We start from the raw sequence: 15,760 nt of genomic DNA on the forward strand, positions 1-15,760 counted from the left end.
GTCCAGGTCATGAGGAGCGACCATGACCGTGATAGTGATCCTGGCGTGCCTGGCCATCGCCGGCGCGGAACTCTACATGGCCCGTAGCGCTCGTGAGATGGCGAACCGGCTGAAGAAGCTGGAGGCCATCGCGCGGGTCCACGATCAGCGCATCCAGGCGATGACCGGTGGCACCGCTCCCGCCGGAACCACCGCCCCGATCACCACCTCCCCCAGTAGCACCTCCCCCCGTAGCACGGCGCCGGACAGGACGGACACCACCGGGTCGGGCGCCGCCGACACCGCCGCCCAGCTGGCGCGGCTCGCCGCCGAGACCACCCGGTTGCGCGACCGGCTCGAGGGGCTCGAAGAGGCCCGCGACACCGAGCGGAGGCTCTACGCGCGCGTCGACGGCACGGTCGAGTCGTTGGAACGGATGGTCGGTGAGGTGCTGAGGCATACCATCGGACAACTCGAGGAGGCGGTGGCCCGGTCGCTCGGTGGCCTGCCCGCTGACCTCGATCCCGACTCCGGCACCGTCCGCGGTGTCCTGTGCGGAGCGGCCTCAGTCTCGCCCGACCCGCTGATCCGGGCCTACGAGCGGTGCGCCAGGGACACCGGCCTGCGGATCCGGTTCCAGGCACCGCGCGCGGCGGCGCCGTGGCACGCGCGCTACTACCTGGCCGGCAAGGATCCCAGGGAGCTCGAACGGGACTTCCTCGCACTGCTGGGCGGTGCGCGCTCCCCGTCGGGCACGCCTGCGCAGGCCGCGTTCGACGGACTGCTGAGCACGCTCGGCGACCTGCCGTCCGGATTCGCGCAGATCGGCCCGATGGTGGCCGTACGCGTTCCGGAGGCGCTGCTGTGCGGGGTGCTCACGCTCGCCGAGACGCGGGACTTCGACGCCGAGGCGTTCGTGGCCGAACCCGCCGCTCTCGCCGGCCGGCTGCGCGGCCTCCCCGCCGAACGCGTCCGCGACCAGACGACCGACCAGACGATGCCTGCTCCCCCCAACGGGTCCGGCCCGGGCCCGGATCTCAGCGCGGCACCACGGCCCTGACCCTGCCGACCGGCACGAACTGTTCGCCTCGACGGCATCCGATGGCCGTTCAACGAGCGTGGGCACGTCAGTCCGCGCGGCGACAGTCCTGTTGTGGAGGCAATCCCCTTCGGCAGGCTCCATTGGGGTTTCCTGCCGGCCCTCATCGGCCTGTCGGCACTGCACTACGTCTTCGCCGCCCGCTGCGTCCAGGCCGCCTCGCGACCGCGCCTGCCGATGCGCGAGACGCTCATGACACAGTTCTCGGCGGCCGCGGCCAACCGGCTCACCCCCGCGGGGCTCGGCGCGGCGGCCGTCAACGTCCGCTTCCTGAACTGCCGTGGCGTGCCGGCCGGGGAGGCGGTCGCCACGGTCGCGGCCGTGCAGGTCGTGGGTGCCATCGCGGACCTGCTGCTGTTCGTGGTCGTCGTTCTCGCCGGTCACTGGACCGGAGGTGGCGGCGGCGACCTGCTGTCGGCCATGGGAGGACACGCCACCGACATCGCCCGCAGGTTGCCGCTCCCGCTCCAGGCGGCCGTGGCGCTCATCGTGACCGCGGCGCTCGTCTGGTGGTACCGGTCGTCCCGGCGTTCCGGCTCGGCCTCATCGGCGCTGGCCGGCATCGCCGATCTCGTGCGCCGACCCGCTGATCTGCTGTCACTACTGCTCTTCTCGGCCGGGACGACCCTGGTGATGGGAACGGCGTTCACCATCAGCGTGCTGGCCGTTCCCGGTGCCACCGGCCCCGCGGAGGCGCAGACGCTGCTCATCGCCTATCTGCTGGGCTCGGCCGCGGCCACTGCGGTGCCCACCCCGTCCGGGCTGGGCTCGACCGAGGCCGCCCTCGTCGCCGTACTCGCCTCGTCGGACGTCGCCGCGGGTCACGCCGTGCAGGCCGTCCTGTTGTTCCGCGTGATCACCTACTGGGCCCCGGTGCCGGTCGGTCTGCTCACCACCGGGCCGTTGCGGAGACGTTCCGTGCCGACCGCCGGGCCGGCCACAGTACCGACCGCCGTGCCGGCCACAGTACCGACCACTCTGCCGACCGCCGGGCCGACCAGCTTGTCCGCCCCGGGAACTACCTGATCCGAGGGCGACCGCCAGTGCCGCCATCCCGGCGGACGCCACCGTTCGGCCGGACGACCTCAGCCGCGCCGCTCCGCGGGCAATCCGTCCAGCCGCCGCAGGATCACTCCCTCGCGCAGAGCCCAGGGACAGATCTCCAGCTGCGACAACCCGAAGAGGTCCATGGTGGCGTCGGCGACTATCGCGCCGGCGGGCAGCTGCGGCGCCCTCCCTTCGGAGACTCCGGGCAGCTCGGCGCGCTCGGCCACGGACATCTGCGCCAGCCGCTCGGCCCAGTCGGTGACGTCGCTGTGCTTCAGCGCCCGCCGCACCCGCTCTCCCTCGCTCGACGGGGCGGCACCGGTGATACGGGCGAGCTGCTTGAACGTCTTGGAGGTGGCCACCGCGTGGTCGGGCGGGCCAATGCGCAGCACGTCACCGACCGTACGCGCGATCTCGGCGCGCACATGCTTGCGCAGGCGCCGTACCTCGCCCGCGGGCGGCGGGTCCTCGGTGAACCAGTCGTGGGTGAGCCGCCCCGCGCCGAGCGGCAACGAGATCGCCGCGTCCGGCTCCTCGTCGAGCCCGGAGGCGATCTCGAGTGAGCCGCCGCCGATGTCCAGCACCAACAGGCGGCCGGACGACCAGCCGAACCAGCGGCGTACGGCCAGGAAGGTCAGCCGTGACTCGGCCTCGCCGGAGAGCACGTCGATGGCGACCCCGGTCTCGTCCCGGATGCCCTTGATGATCTCGTCGCCGTTGACCGCGTCGCGCACCGCCGAGGTGGCGAACGCCATGAGGTCCTCGACGCCCTTGTCCTCGGCCACCTGCAGGGCCTCCACGATGAACCTGCGCAGCGACACCGCGCACTCGTCCGACAGCCGGTTGCCGTCGAGCAGGTGCGCGGTGAGCTTCAGATGGGCCTTGTGAGAGTAGGCGGGAACCGGCCGGGCACCACGGTGCGCGTCCACCACCAGGAGGTGCACCGTGTTGGAGCCGATGTCGAGTACGCCGAGTCGCATGATGTGACGCTATCCAACCGGACGGGATATTCCGCCTCGGGTCAGGACCTAAACCTGGCCAGGGGTCGCCCCCCATCGATGGTTCTGCACAACAGAACGATCGTCTTCATAACGGAACACTCACAGTCATGACGCGAGGGGAATAGTTCACCGGCGAAGGACGTTGCGGCGGCCATGACGGATGACGCGCTTCTCTCCCTGCTCTCGAGCCGGCACCAGGGTGTGCTGGTCACGCTGAAGAGCGACGGCCGGCCACAGCTGTCGAACGTGGTCTACGCCTTCGACGAGCCCGCCCGGCTGATCCGGGTGTCCGTCACCGACGACCGGGCCAAGACCCGGAATCTGCGCCGCGACCCGCGCGCGAGCCTCCACGTCACCACCGAGAAGTTCTGGCCCTACGCCGTGGCCGAGGGCGACGCGGAGCTGTCACCCGTGGCGACCCACGTCGACGACGCGACCGTCGACGAGTTGGTCGAGCTCTATCGCGCGATCCAGGGCGAGCATCCCGACTGGGACGAGTACCGGGCCGCCATGACCGCCGAACGGCGGCTGGTGCTGCGCCTGAGCGTCGACCGGGTGTACGGGATCCGCGCCTGAGGCCGCGCCGCGACGGTCAGCCGGCACGATGCAGTGTCGCCTCGGCCGTGCCGGGCCCATCCTGTTCCCGCCAGCGGTAGCCGAGCTCGTGCTCACCGTGCCGGGCCAGCGTCACGGTGCCGTCGAGGCACCCGCCCGACCGGAAGGCGACCCGGAAGGTCAGCTCGTCACCGGCGGAGTCGACCAGGTCGAGTTCACCCTCGCACGGCTCCTCGGGCAATCTCAGATGGGCGCCGCGGTCCCCAGGCCGCATCATGATCATGACTGGTACGTCCATCGTCTCAATCTCGCCGTCGCGCTCGGTCGCGCGTCCGCGCCACGCCCCGCCGAACGCCTCCGGGATCGTCCCCTCGGGTGGACCGGGTGGCGACTGCGTCTCGGGCGGGCCGGACACCTCCGGAGTCGCGGGCGCGCCCCCGGCCGGCACCGTGCGGTCACCCCGGCCGAGGTTCACCAGTCCCACCCCGGCGAGCAGCACCAGCGCGGCCACGCCGACCGCGGCCAGCGGCCGTCCCCGTACCTTCTCGCTCACCCGGTCACGAAACGGCAGGACCGTGGTCCAGGCGACGGGGTGCCGGCCCGCGAGCGCCCGGTTCGCGGCGACGCTCATAGTCAGGTCGTCCGGGCGGCCCTCGGCGTCCACCGGCGCGGACGGGTCGACCAGGCGCACCAGCAGCGCCCGGGCACGCGGGCGCTCGGCGGGTTTCTTGGCCAGGCAGGCCGCGAGCAGTTCGCGCAGCTGCGGCGGAACCCCGGTCAGGTCCGGCACCGCGTGCGCGATCCGGTTCAGCACGGCGGCGATGGTGTCGTCTCCGAACGGGGGTCGCCCGGTCGCGGCGAACACCATGGTGGAGGCCCACGCGAACACGTCGGCGGCCGGCGACGGCGGTTCCCCGTTCAGCTGCTCGGGGGCGAGATAGGCCGGCGTTCCCATGAGATGCGTGGTCACCGTGCCCGCCTCGATCGGGCGGGCGATGCCGAAGTCCACGACCCGCGGGCCGTCGGGGCCCAGGAGCACGTTGGCCGGTTTCAGGTCGCGGTGGAGCACTCCGGCCCCGTGGATCGCGGTGAGCGCGGTCGCGGTGCCCACGACCAGCCGGTCCAGTTCGCCTCCGCGCAGCGGTCCGTCGCGTTCGACCCGCTCCTGCAGGGACGGGCCGTCGACGTACTCACTGACCACGTACGGGCGGACGTCCTCGCCACTGAAGTGGATCACCCGGGCGGTGCAGAAGGGGGCCACACGCTCGCAAGCCGCCAGTTCCCGGGCCAGCCGGCCCCGGACCACGGGATCGGCGTCGGCCTTCAGCACCTTGACGGCGACCCGCTCGCCTCCGGGCCCATGCCCGAGGTAGACCACGCCCTGCCCGCCCTCGCCGAGGCGGCCGATCAGCCGGAAACCGCCTAACTCACGCGGGTCGCCAGGCTCCAAGGAGACGGCTGACATCGGATCTCCACGTTCTGTCGCGAACCGAACACATCCGGTATCCCACCGTACTGTCGCGCGGCCGTGCTGTCGCGAGTGAACGTGACCGTCGACGATGCCGGACTAGCCTTCGAGGGCGCGTTGCACGCCGGGCTCCGCCGGCCCGAGGAAGTGGGGGCGTGGCCGGCGGACCAGGTCGGACAGCGCCTTGACCGAGGCCGCCAGCTCCCGGACGTATCCGACATTGGTCGGCACCACCGCCACCGCAGAGGAGTCATGGCCGACGCCGGAGGCCTCGATCCCGGCCCTCCGGCACGTGGCCACCGCACGCGGCAGGTGGAACCGCTGCGTGACGACGACCGCCCGCCGCACCCCGAAGACCCGCCGCGCCCGCACGCACGAGTCCCAGGTGTCGAAGCCCGCGTAGTCCAGAACGATCTTGGTCGCCGGGATCCCCTGACCGACCAGGTAGTCGCGCATCGCCGTGGGCTCGTCATAGGACTTGACGCCGTTGTCGCCGGTGACGAGGATCGCCCGCACGCCTCCGAGCCGGTAGAGGCGGGCCGCCACGTCGAGCCGGCCGGCGAGGAATCTCGAGGGCCTGCCGTGCTTCAGCCCGGCACCGAACACCAGCGCCACCGGCGCCGCGGGCACCCGTTCGACCGGGAACCGGTGCGGCCCCGTCGAGGCGTGCATCCACGCCGACGGCACGGCGATCAGGTATCCCATCAGCAGCGACGCGACGATCCCCGGCAATGCCCAGCGCCGCGCTGCGGCCGACCAAGGCGGGCGCACACGTTCCATGTTCTGTGTGACGCGCGCGGGCCGGTCACGGTTCGAAGGAATGCGCGAACGCGAAGCGGAGTCGCACGGGAGCGCACGCGAGCGGGCGGTACCGGCACGTGGGGCGTGCCGGTACCGCCGTCCGGGTCGCCGGCCCGAGGGCCTCGAGCCCGGGCACCGCGGGATCCGGGTCCGGTGGGATCAGGGGCCCGCGGGATCAGGGACTCGCGGGATCAGGGACTCGCGGGATCAGGGACTCGCGGGATCAGGGACTCGTGGGATCAGGGACTCGTGCAGGTGAGTGCCGGCGTGCTGCCGGCACCGTTCCCGGTGAACCCGAAGGTGGTCGAGGCACTGGTCGCGACCGTCCGGTTCCAGTCCGCGTTCCGCACCGTCGCGACGGACCCGCCCGGCGTGTACGTCCCGTTCCACAGGCTGCTGATGCTCTGCCCGGTCGCCAGCGGCCACGAGACGGTCCAGCCGTTGAGCGCGGACGTGCCGGTATTGGTCACCCTGACCTCGGCCTGGAAGCCGCCGGACCAGGAGCCCGTCTGGGTATAGGTCGCGGTGCAGGCTCCCGTCGCCGGCGGCGGCGTGCCGCCACCACCGCCCGGGCCGATTCCGGTGACCTCACCGTTGCCACCGTCGAAGACCACGTCCGAGCAGCCGTAGAAGGTCTCCTGGCTGTCCGAGCGCTGCCAGACCGAGTAGATGATGTGCCGGCCGCTCTTGCCCGACGGGAGATTGCCCGACCAGTAGTAGTTGCCGTCGACCGAGCCCACCGCGCCGGTGTCGGCCGGGTGGTCGGCGACCAGGAACGGCTGCTCCTCGAGGTCGTTCCAGGCCAGCGGCCGGGTCGGGCTCCAGGAGTCCTTTGTGATGTAGAGGTAGAACCAGCCCGGGTGCGCGGCCCACTTGTTGTACTTGAAGTCCAACCGGGCACCGGAGGTGAGGTGGGTCACCGGGAAGTCGGCCCGGGCCACGTTGTACCCGGTGAAGTTCGGGTTGCCGCCGCTGCACAACTGTCCGTCGGAGACGAAACCGCGGGTGCGGCCGGCACCGTCGGAGCGCAACACGCTGAACCAGTTGTAGAGCGAGTTGTCCCCGCTCGTGGCCACCGCGGCCGCACAGGCGGGGTTCTGGGGCACGATGTTGCCCTGCGGGCTGAGGCCGTCTCTCCAGCACAGGAACGTGCGACTGCCCGGCACCATCATCGCGCCGTGCGCCGACGCGGGAGCCGCCATGAGCACGGTCGCGAACAACGCGGGCAGAATGGCGATAGTGATCGCGAGCGCTCTTCTCCGTCGCTTCCTCAAGATGCTTCCCTTCCTGTCGGGTCGGCTGCACCCTTCGTGCCACGCGCACCACCGAGAACGGTTCGAAAAGCGCTCAGCGGCTCCGGGGCTGCCGCCATCGATCGCTGCCCGGTAGCGACAGGAAATCGCATTTCCGGGTCGGCGGACGGAACGTAACACGGCCCGCTTCGACAGGGAACGACGCGCGGATCCGGGCATCATCGGATTACCGGAGCCCAGGCCGCCGATCGCATCCCATCGCACGTCAGGACCGGTCGGCCGCCGGGCAACGGCCCATCGAAAATTGCGGGATACGTGAAATCTTTCATCCGCATCCGGGGTGCCGCGACACGCCTTCCGCAGGAATGACTCTTTTCGGCAATTACCGCCGAAGGGCACGACGGAGCCCCTGAATTGCTTTCCAGAATGGCCGATAACCGGCCTCGATGCCACGGGACACCGGCTCCGGCCGGGCCGACCACCGGAAGCGTACCGTGGGAGCGCTCCCACACTCGACCGCCCTGATCATAACCCCGCGGACGGCTCACGAGAATGTCCTTTCACGGGTTTTCACGCGCGATCGCCGACAGCCGACGCCCGGCGACCCGGCCGGACCGGACACCGACACGGGGCCGAAGCACCCCCTCACTAGGAACGCGACGCCCAGCGGGCATGACCGGGACCGAAACGCGCCATTAACACGGTCGTCACAGGTCTCTTGACACCGCGCCATCGCCACTTAATTCTTGGGAGCGCTCCCACACCCGCATTGGACCGTCTCGGCCCGAAGGGAGTGATCGGCGTGACCGTCCAGGAACCCGTTGTCGACCCCGTTGTCGACCCCGTTGTCGACCCCGTTGTCGACCCCGTTGTCGACCCCGTTGTCGACCATGCAGCCGTCCCCACGCTCGCACACGTGGCCAAGCTCGCCGGTGTGTCCCCGGCGACCGCGTCCCGCGTGATCAACGGATCCGCCAGAGTGAGCCATGGCGCCCGTACTCAGGTCGAGGAGGCCGTGCGGCGGCTCGGCTACGTGCGCCGCCCGGCCGCAGCCACCCCACCCGGCCGCAGGCGCCGGTCGATCGCCGCAGTGATCTGTGAGGACAGCGACCGGGTCTTCACCGACCCGTTCTTCGCACGCGTCCTCTGGGGAGTGCGACGGGAACTCGACGGCGGCCCCCAGCTCGTCGTGCTCATGGTGGGCCGGTCCGAGGAGTGGCGTGCCGTCGCCGACTACGTCCGCGGCGGCGACGCCGCGGGCGTGCTGCAGATCGGCATCCACAGCAATCATCCCTTCGCGCTGCTGCACGCCACCACCGGGATCCCGGTGGTGCTCGCCGGCCGTCCGGCGGCCGGGACGCCGCTGCCCTACGTCGACGCCGACAACCGGGGCGGCTCGCGCGGCGCGGTGGAGTACCTCGCGCGCTCGGGCCGCCGGGTCATCGGCACCATCGCCGGGCCACCGGACACGAGCGTCGGGATCGACCGGCTCGAGGGCTACCGGGCGGGCATGGGCGAGGCCGGGCTGCTCGCGAACGGGCTCGTCGCCTACGGCGACTTCCGCCAGGCGTCCGGTGAGCATGCGATGAACCATCTGCTCGACCGCAGGCCCGACATCGACGCCGTACTCGTGGCCTCGGACCTCATGGCCGTCGGGGCGCTCCGGGCACTGCGCAGGGCCGGGCGGCGGGTCCCCGAGGACGTGGCGGTCATCGGATTCGACGACGCGCCGCTGGCACAGCAGGTGCGCCCGCGGCTGACCACCGTACGCCAGCCGATCGAGGACATGGGCGCCCGGATGGCCTCGGAACTGCTCAGACGCATCGCCGGCAAGCCCTCACCGGACAACCGGATCGTCCTCAAGACCAAATTGATCATCCGCGATTCGGCCTGAGTCGCGTCGGAGGAGGCACCCCGCGACGGGCGCCTCTGTGCTCTGCGTACGACCCCGAGCCAAGCCGGGCGGTGCCCGCCGTCTCGGCGCCGATCCGATCGATCCCTCAGGAAGGATCCCCATGAGAAGAGGCCACAGATGGCGGCGGCTGACCGCGCTCGGAGCCGGTGTGCTCCTCGCGCTCAGCGGCCTGGTGGCGGTGGCACAGAGCGCCAGCGCCGCCGTGCAGTGCCAGGTCGACTACGCGAAGAACGACTGGGGCTCGGGCTTCACCGCCAACGTCACCATCAACAACCTCGGTGACCCCCTCACCGGCTGGACCCTGCGCTACGCCTACGCGGGGAACCAGCGGCTGCAGAGCGGCTGGAACGGCAACTGGGCACAGTCCGGGCCGAACGTCACCGTGACGAACGCCCCGTACAACGGCAACCTCGCCACCGGCGCGAGCACGACCACGAGCGCCAACTTCTCCTACAGCGGCACGAACGCCAACCCGACCGCGTTCTCCGTCAACGATGTTCCCTGCAACGGCGCCAACGCGAACACCCCGCCGACGGTGTCGATCACCAGCCCCACGAACGGCCAGCAGTTCCCGGTCGGCGCCAACGTGACCGTGAACGCCACCGCGAGCGACGCCGCCCCCGGCAGCGTCAGCACGGTGGAGTTCTTCCGCGACGGCCTGCTGGTCGGCTCGGACACGACGGCGCCGTACAGCTTCACCCACACCTCCCTGCCCGCGGGGAGCTACACGCTCCAGGCGAGGGCGACCGACAACCAGGGGGCGACGGGGACCGCGCAGGTCGCGATCGTCGTCAACTCCGGACCGACGCTCGTGGTGAGTCCCGCGGCCGTGAGCGTCCCCGAGGGCGCCACCGCGAACTACACCGTCAGGCTGTCCGCCGCCCCGTCGGGCAACGTGACGGTCACCTCGGCACGGACCGCCGGTGACACCGACATCACCGTCTCCGCGGGTGCGTCCCGCACGTTCTCGACGACGAACTGGAACACCCCCCAGACCGTCACGCTGGCCGCGGCGGAGGACGCCGACCAGACCGCCGGGCAGGCGACGGTGACGGCGAGCGCCACGGGCTACCCGTCGGTGGCGGTCACCGCGACCGAGAGCGACAACGACGCGCCGCCGGTCAGCTCCTACATCGACGAGTTCACGGCGCAGTACAACAAGATCAAGGCGCCGGCCAACGGCTACTTCTCCGCGGAAGGGGTCCCGTATCACACGATCGAGACGCTGCTGGTCGAGGCGCCCGACCACGGGCACGAGACCACGTCCGAGGCGTTCAGCTTCTGGCTCTGGCTCGAGGCGCAGCACGGCCGGATCACCGAGGACTGGGCACCGTTCAACCAGGCGTGGAACGTGATGGAGCAGTACATCATCCCGTCCGCGGCCGGCCAGCCGGGCGGCCAGGCCAGCTACAACCCCAATGACCCGGCCGACTACGCGCCCGAGGCGGGGCAGCCGAGCCAGTATCCGGTTCCGCTGTCCTCGAGCGTCGCCGCCGGCCAGGACCCGCTCGCGAACGAACTGCAGCAGGCGTACGGCAACCGCAACATGTACTCCATGCACTGGCTCCTGGACGTCGACGACGTCTACGGCTACGGCAGGAACCGTCCCGGCGCCGAGTGCGGCGACAACACCCAGCGGGTGACCTACATCAACACCTACCAGCGCGGTCCGCAGGAGTCGGTGTGGGAGACCGTGCCGCACCCGTCGTGCGACACCGGACGGTTCGGCCAGCCGGGCGGCGGCGGCTACCCGCCGCTGTTCATCCAGGGCTCGACGGCGAACCAGTGGCGCTACACGGCCGCGCCCGACGCGGACGCCCGCGCCGTGCAGGCCGCCTACTGGGCGCTGGTCTGGGCGACGGAGCAGGGCAACCAGTCGCAGATCTCGGCCACCGTCACCAAGGCGGCCAAGATGGGCGACTACCTCCGGTACGCCTTCTACGACAAGTACTTCAAGAACCCCGGCTGCACGTCGCCGTCCTGCCCCGCGGGCAGCGGCAAGAGCAGCTCGGCGTACCTGCTGAACTGGTACTTCGCCTGGGGCGGGGACATGAGCGACGCGTGGTCGTGGCGGATCGGCTCCAGCCACAACCACGGCGGTTACCAGAATCCGCTCGCCGCGTGGGTGCTGTCGCCGGCCGGTCCGGCGGCGCTGCGGCCACGGTCGTCGACCGCGGCTGCGGACTGGCAGCAGAGCCTGACCCGCCAGGTCCAGTTCTACACCTGGCTGCAGTCGGCCGAGGGCGCGATCGCCGGCGGCGCGACGAACAGCTGGGGCGGTGCGTACGGCACGCCGCCGGCCGGGACGCCGACGTTCTTCGGCATGGCCTACGACGAGAAGCCCGTCTACCACGACCCGCCGTCGAACCAGTGGTTCGGTTTCCAGGCGTGGGGTGTTCAGCGGCTCGCCGAGCTGTACTACGTGACCGGCAACACCCAGGCCAAGGCGGTTCTGGACAAGTGGGTCAACTGGGCGATCTCCCAGACCACCCTCGGCACGGGCAGTTCGTTCCAGATCCCCAACGAGATGGACTGGAGCGGCGCGCCGTCGGCCAGCTTCAGCAGCACCACCGGCACCCCGGCCGCCAACCCCGGCCTGCACGTCACGGTGCGGAACAAGGGCAACGACGTCGGCATCGCGGCGGCGTTCGCCCGCACTCTCATCTACTACGCCGCGAAGGAGGGCAACACCGCGCTCGGCACCCAGGCCAAGAACACCGCGAAGGGACTGCTCGACCGGATGCTCATGCTCAAGGAGTCGAAGGGCATCACGGTCACCGAGACCCGCGCCGACTACAACCGGTTCGACGACGTCTGGAGCTCCTCCAACCAGCAGGGTCTCTACATCCCGTCCGGCTACTCGGGCACGATGCCCAACGGTGACACCATCCGGCCCGGCTCGACGTTCATCGGCATTCGGTCGTTCCTCCGCGACGACCCCGAGTGGCCGAAGGTCCAGAGCTACCTCGACGGCGGAGCCGCGCCGACGTTCGTCTACCACCGGTTCTGGGCACAGGCGGACATCGCCATGGCCCTGGCCGACTACGGCTCCCTGTTCCCGAGCGGCTAGGCGACGTTCCCGGCCCCGCACGGCCCGGCGGGAACGGGACACGAGAGGAAGGCCACGGTTCGCTGGGGCGGGCGGCATTCGCCGCCCGCCCCAGCGGCGCACCGTCGGGGGGTGACGCCCCTGCGGCGACGAGGGACCAGAAGTGGCGACAGGCGACAGGCGACAGGCGACAGGCGGTAGGCAACGGGCAACAGGCGACAGGCAACGGGCGACGGGCGACGGGCGACGGGCGACGGGCCGAACCGGTGAACTTCTCCAGTGGACTTGGCCTGACGGGCAAACCTTGCGAGGCTTACACGCACTCAAAGGAGGGAAACCGTTGACAGTCCCGGGGAGATGACGGCGTGGCAGCCAACACGCAGGAGCCGAGCCCATGACGGCCCGCGACCGCAATCACGAAGGCGGCCCGGCCGCGACGCCGCATGCGCGCGCGGTGGGCGAACCCGCTCATACCGTGATCCCGCTGCGGCGGCACACCGGTCCGGGTGCCGCCCCCGCGGCCGCGTCGCCCTCCGGCGGTTTCTGGAACGCGCTGGACGACACGGAGCGGTCCGCGCTGCGGATGGCCGCCCGGCCCCGGACGTACGCGGCCAGGACGCCGCTGTGCAACCAGGGCGACCGGTCCGACCACGTTGTGATCATTGAGCAGGGCTGGGTGAAGGTGACGTCCGCGACCGAGAACGGTCACGAGGTGATGCTCGCGGTTCGCGGGCCGGGCGACCTGGTGTGCGAGGGCGCCGTGCTCGGTGACCGGCAGCGCTCCGCCACGGTGGCGGCGATGAGCACGCTGCGCACCCTGGTCATCCCGGCCGGCCGGTTCACCGCGTTCCTCGACGAGTTCCCCCGGACGTGGCGGATGGTCAGCGAGACGGTCGTGCACCGGCTCGACGACGCGGACCGCAGAGTGCGCGCGCAGGCGTCCGCGTCCGGTGCGCAGCGTCTCGCCCTGCTCCTGCTCCACCTCGCGGAGCTGTCGGAGCGGGAGGACGGCCGGGCGCCGGACGGCACGATCGCGATCAGGCCGCCGCTGTCGCAGGAGGAACTGGCCAGCTGGGTCGACTCCTCCCGCGAGACGGTGGCGCGGGCGCTCAAGGTGTGGCGGGCGCGCGGCCTCGTCCGGACCGAGCGGCGCAAGATCACCATCCTGGACCCGGCCGGGCTCCGCTCGTACGCCCATGAAGGGACGGCGGAGTCCGACACGGGCTGAGGCGACACGGGCTGAGGCGACACCGGCTGAGGCGGCACCGGCTGAGGCGGGCGCCGCGTCAGCGCCCCTGTAGCCACCCCATCGCGGCGACCGCCGCCCCACGGGCGCCCGCCATGTCGAGGTCGGGCACGAGCGCGAACGTCGCCGCCCGCTCCTGCTCCTCACGCAGGACGGTGTGCTCGCGGACCGTGTCCAGGAACCAGTCCCGGAACCACGGTGCCGTCTCGACCACGCCCCCGCCCACGAAGTAGGTCGCGGGATCGGTGAAGTTGGCGGCGATCGTGAAGAGCCGGCCGAGCGCCTTGGCCTGCTGCTCGAAGATCTTCATGGCCATGGGGTCACGGTCCTCGGCGTATCCGCGGACCAGTTTCGCGGCCTTGCCGGGCGACTCGACCCGGGCGAGTTCGTGCTCGCCGAACTCGGTCAGCCAGTAGGGCAGCAGGTTCTTCTCGATCCCGGTGAGCGAGGCGACGCTCTCGACATCGCCGGCCAGGCCGCAGTTGCAGACCGGTACGGGCTGCCCCTCCTCCAGCAGGCCCGCCATCGGGATCTGGATGTGGCCCAGCTCGCCGGCCATGCCCGCCGCCCCGCGCACGACGCGACCGGCCTCGACGACGCCCCCTCCCAGGCCGGTGCCGACGATCGCCGCGATGGAGGAGTACCGCGCCGCCTCGGCCCCGTAGCGCGCGTGGTGGGCGTAGAGCGCGGCGGCATTGCCGTCGTTGTTGTAGACGACGGGGATGCCGAGCCGATCGTGAAGCGCCGAGCGGAAGTCGAATCCCCACCAGGCCGGCTGCGCGAAGTTCGTGGCGCCCTTGGAGGAGATGACCCCCTCGGCGCTCGCCGGCCCTGGGGTGTCCAGGCCGACGGCGCGCACCGCCTCGAGCGGAGTCCCGGTGAGCTCGAGGACGTTCTGAAGAGCCAGCACGAGAGCCTCGACCGCGGCATCGGGCCCCTCCTGTACCCGGCTGGGCACCTCGACCAGCCGGTCCACCAGGAAACGGCCCGAGGCGTCGAGCACGGTGGCGTTGTCAGTGGTCCCGCCGTTGTCGAGCCCGACGACGACCCAAGAGTCCGCGATGCGCATTTCGGTCACGGCAGACGAAGATATCCGCCGCCGGCCCGCGACGGAAACCACCTACCGAAGCATTCACCCGAACCGCCTACCAAAAACTGATATCACTATGCTAAGTTTGTGCCTCAACAGAGGAGGACCCCCATGACAGGTCACGAAGTGGACATGCCGGACCCCCAGGTCCGGGAGCGGATCGCGTTCGGCGCCAACGGATGGCACATACTCGGCGGCACCGTCGTCGCCGTCCTCGGCGGCGCCGCACTGACCGCGAGCGGCACGCCGCTGGGCGGCTCGGTCAACGGAGGCCTGATCGCCATCGGCGTGGTGGTGATCGTGGCCGGGTTGATACTGGGCGGGGGGCTGACCCCGGTCGCGCCCGGCGAGGCACGGGTTCTGCAGTTGCTCGGGCGCTACACCGGGACGGTCCGCACCGACGGGCTGCGCTGGGTCAACCCGATCGCCATGAGGCGCCGGATCTCCACCCGGATCCGCAATCACGAGACCGACGTGGCGAAGGTGAACGACGCCGACGGCAACCCGATCGAGATAGCGGCCGTCGTGGTGTGGCAGGTGGAGGACACCGCGCGGGCGTTCTTCGAGGTGGACGACTTCGTCGAGTTCGTCGCCATCCAGACCGAGACCGCCGTGCGGCACATCGCCAACTCCTACCCCTACGACGCGCACGTGCCGGGCCGGCTGTCGCTGCGGGACAACGCCGACGAGATCACCGCGAAGCTCTCCAGCGAGATCGGGGCCCGCGTGGCGAGCGCCGGTGTGCGGGTCATCGAGTCGCGGATCACGCATCTGGCGTACGCCCCCGAGATCGCCCAGGCGATGCTGCGCCGCCAGCAGGCCGGAGCGGTGGTGGCGGCCCGGCAGCGGATCGTCGAGGGCGCGGTCGGCATGGTCGAGGCCGCGCTCACCCGGCTGGACCAGCAGCACGTCGTCGACCTGGACGAGGAGCGGAAGGCCGCCATGGTCAGCAACCTGCTGGTCGTGCTCTGCAGCGACCACCAGGTCCAGCCCGTGGTGAACACCGGCTCTCTCTACCAGTGACGGGCGAACGAAAGAAGATCCTGCTCCGGATGGACCCCGGGGTACACGATGCGCTGGCCAGGTGGGCGGGCGACGAATTGCGCAGCACCAACGCGCAGATCGAGTTCCTCCTGCGGAAGGCACTGGCCGACGCGGGGCGACTCCCCGGCTCCGTGGGCCGGATGCGCCGCCCCGGGCGGCCCCCGAAGGAACGCGCCTCCGAACCAACACCGGAAGAACCCCCCGAGGAGTAGG

The 15,760-nt window shown here is 71.0% G+C and carries 13 protein-coding genes; 8 read left to right on the forward strand and 5 right to left on the reverse strand.

Annotated elements, in window-relative coordinates:
• Positions 1-22: 22 nt before the first annotated feature.
• Positions 23-1,039 carry a hypothetical protein gene (locus HKK74_RS29510; RefSeq protein WP_187246654.1) on the forward strand — a complete coding sequence of 339 codons (1,017 nt, stop codon included), beginning with the start codon at positions 23-25 and terminating at the stop codon, positions 1,037-1,039.
• A 93-nt stretch (positions 1,040-1,132) separates the two neighbouring features.
• Complete coding sequence (locus tag HKK74_RS29515; protein ID WP_187246655.1) at positions 1,133-2,104, forward strand: lysylphosphatidylglycerol synthase transmembrane domain-containing protein; 972 nt, start codon at positions 1,133-1,135, stop codon at positions 2,102-2,104.
• A 59-nt stretch (positions 2,105-2,163) separates the two neighbouring features.
• On the opposite strand, the gene HKK74_RS29520 is transcribed toward HKK74_RS29515, so the two are convergent.
• Positions 2,164-3,105 carry a Ppx/GppA family phosphatase gene (locus tag HKK74_RS29520; RefSeq protein ID WP_187246656.1) on the reverse strand — a complete coding sequence of 314 codons (942 nt, stop codon included), beginning with the start codon at positions 3,103-3,105 and terminating at the stop codon, positions 2,164-2,166.
• A gap of 174 nt (positions 3,106-3,279) precedes the next feature.
• On the opposite strand from HKK74_RS29520, the gene HKK74_RS29525 reads away from it, so the two are divergent.
• Positions 3,280-3,702, forward strand: a complete 423-nt coding sequence (locus HKK74_RS29525) for a PPOX class F420-dependent oxidoreductase (RefSeq protein WP_187246657.1) — start codon at positions 3,280-3,282, stop codon at positions 3,700-3,702.
• A gap of 16 nt (positions 3,703-3,718) precedes the next feature.
• Here HKK74_RS29525 and HKK74_RS29530 read toward each other — a convergent pair whose 3' ends face one another.
• The 3 genes from HKK74_RS29530 to HKK74_RS29540 all read right to left on the reverse strand — a co-directional run bounded on the left by HKK74_RS29530 (position 3,719) and on the right by HKK74_RS29540 (position 7,224).
• Entirely contained in the window at positions 3,719-5,146 is a 1,428-nt protein-coding gene (locus HKK74_RS29530) for a serine/threonine-protein kinase (protein WP_187246658.1), read from the reverse strand.
• A gap of 102 nt (positions 5,147-5,248) precedes the next feature.
• Positions 5,249-5,929 carry a SanA/YdcF family protein gene (locus tag HKK74_RS29535; RefSeq protein WP_187246659.1) on the reverse strand — a complete coding sequence of 227 codons (681 nt, stop codon included), beginning with the start codon at positions 5,927-5,929 and terminating at the stop codon, positions 5,249-5,251.
• Between the two features lie 260 nt (positions 5,930-6,189).
• Entirely contained in the window at positions 6,190-7,224 is a 1,035-nt protein-coding gene (locus HKK74_RS29540; RefSeq protein ID WP_246492113.1) for a lytic polysaccharide monooxygenase auxiliary activity family 9 protein, read from the reverse strand.
• A gap of 781 nt (positions 7,225-8,005) precedes the next feature.
• Here HKK74_RS29540 and HKK74_RS29545 point away from each other — a divergent pair.
• The 3 genes from HKK74_RS29545 (at position 8,006) to HKK74_RS29555 (ending at position 13,395) form a co-directional block, all read left to right on the forward strand.
• A complete protein-coding gene (locus tag HKK74_RS29545; RefSeq protein WP_187246660.1) occupies positions 8,006-9,097 on the forward strand; it encodes a LacI family DNA-binding transcriptional regulator in 1,092 nt (363 codons plus the stop codon).
• Between the two features lie 121 nt (positions 9,098-9,218).
• Positions 9,219-12,188: a glycoside hydrolase family 48 protein gene (locus HKK74_RS29550; RefSeq protein WP_187246661.1), complete on the forward strand. Its 2,970-nt coding sequence runs from the start codon at positions 9,219-9,221 to the stop codon at positions 12,186-12,188.
• A gap of 373 nt (positions 12,189-12,561) precedes the next feature.
• A complete protein-coding gene (locus HKK74_RS29555; RefSeq protein ID WP_187246662.1) occupies positions 12,562-13,395 on the forward strand; it encodes a Crp/Fnr family transcriptional regulator in 834 nt (277 codons plus the stop codon).
• Between the two features lie 58 nt (positions 13,396-13,453).
• Here the strand turns inward: HKK74_RS29555 and HKK74_RS29560 are convergent, their stop codons facing one another.
• Positions 13,454-14,482 carry an ROK family protein gene (locus HKK74_RS29560; RefSeq protein WP_187246694.1) on the reverse strand — a complete coding sequence of 343 codons (1,029 nt, stop codon included), beginning with the start codon at positions 14,480-14,482 and terminating at the stop codon, positions 13,454-13,456.
• Between the two features lie 132 nt (positions 14,483-14,614).
• Here HKK74_RS29560 and HKK74_RS29565 point away from each other — a divergent pair, with 132 nt between their 5' ends.
• Positions 14,615-15,526 (forward strand): SPFH domain-containing protein, encoded by a 912-nt coding sequence (locus HKK74_RS29565; protein WP_187246663.1) that lies wholly within the window; start codon positions 14,615-14,617, stop codon positions 15,524-15,526.
• Between the two features lie 29 nt (positions 15,527-15,555).
• Positions 15,556-15,759: a type II toxin-antitoxin system antitoxin gene (locus tag HKK74_RS29570; protein ID WP_222722896.1), complete on the forward strand. Its 204-nt coding sequence runs from the start codon at positions 15,556-15,558 to the stop codon at positions 15,757-15,759.
• The last annotated feature ends 1 nt before the right edge of the window (position 15,760 follow it).

It is taken from the genome of Actinomadura alba (genome assembly GCF_014323705.1).
Classification (GTDB): domain Bacteria; phylum Actinomycetota; class Actinomycetes; order Streptosporangiales; family Streptosporangiaceae; genus Actinomadura_C; species Actinomadura_C alba.

What these genes read in the sequence shown, in the direction of transcription:
- HKK74_RS29510 (WP_187246654.1), top strand. Translation starts at nt 23, where the DNA reads ATGACCGTGATAGTGATCCTGGCGTGCCTGGCCATCGCCGGCGCGGAA.
- HKK74_RS29520 (WP_187246656.1), bottom strand. Translation starts at nt 3,105, where the DNA reads ATGCGACTCGGCGTACTCGACATCGGCTCCAACACGGTGCACCTCCTG.
- HKK74_RS29525 (WP_187246657.1), top strand. Translation starts at nt 3,280, where the DNA reads ATGACGGATGACGCGCTTCTCTCCCTGCTCTCGAGCCGGCACCAGGGT.
- HKK74_RS29530 (WP_187246658.1), bottom strand. Translation starts at nt 5,146, where the DNA reads ATGTCAGCCGTCTCCTTGGAGCCTGGCGACCCGCGTGAGTTAGGCGGT.
- HKK74_RS29535 (WP_187246659.1), bottom strand. Translation starts at nt 5,929, where the DNA reads ATGGAACGTGTGCGCCCGCCTTGGTCGGCCGCAGCGCGGCGCTGGGCA.
- HKK74_RS29550 (WP_187246661.1), top strand. Translation starts at nt 9,219, where the DNA reads ATGAGAAGAGGCCACAGATGGCGGCGGCTGACCGCGCTCGGAGCCGGT.
- HKK74_RS29555 (WP_187246662.1), top strand. Translation starts at nt 12,562, where the DNA reads ATGACGGCCCGCGACCGCAATCACGAAGGCGGCCCGGCCGCGACGCCG.
- HKK74_RS29560 (WP_187246694.1), bottom strand. Translation starts at nt 14,482, where the DNA reads ATGCGCATCGCGGACTCTTGGGTCGTCGTCGGGCTCGACAACGGCGGG.
- HKK74_RS29565 (WP_187246663.1), top strand. Translation starts at nt 14,615, where the DNA reads ATGACAGGTCACGAAGTGGACATGCCGGACCCCCAGGTCCGGGAGCGG.
- HKK74_RS29570 (WP_222722896.1), top strand. Translation starts at nt 15,556, where the DNA reads ATGGACCCCGGGGTACACGATGCGCTGGCCAGGTGGGCGGGCGACGAA.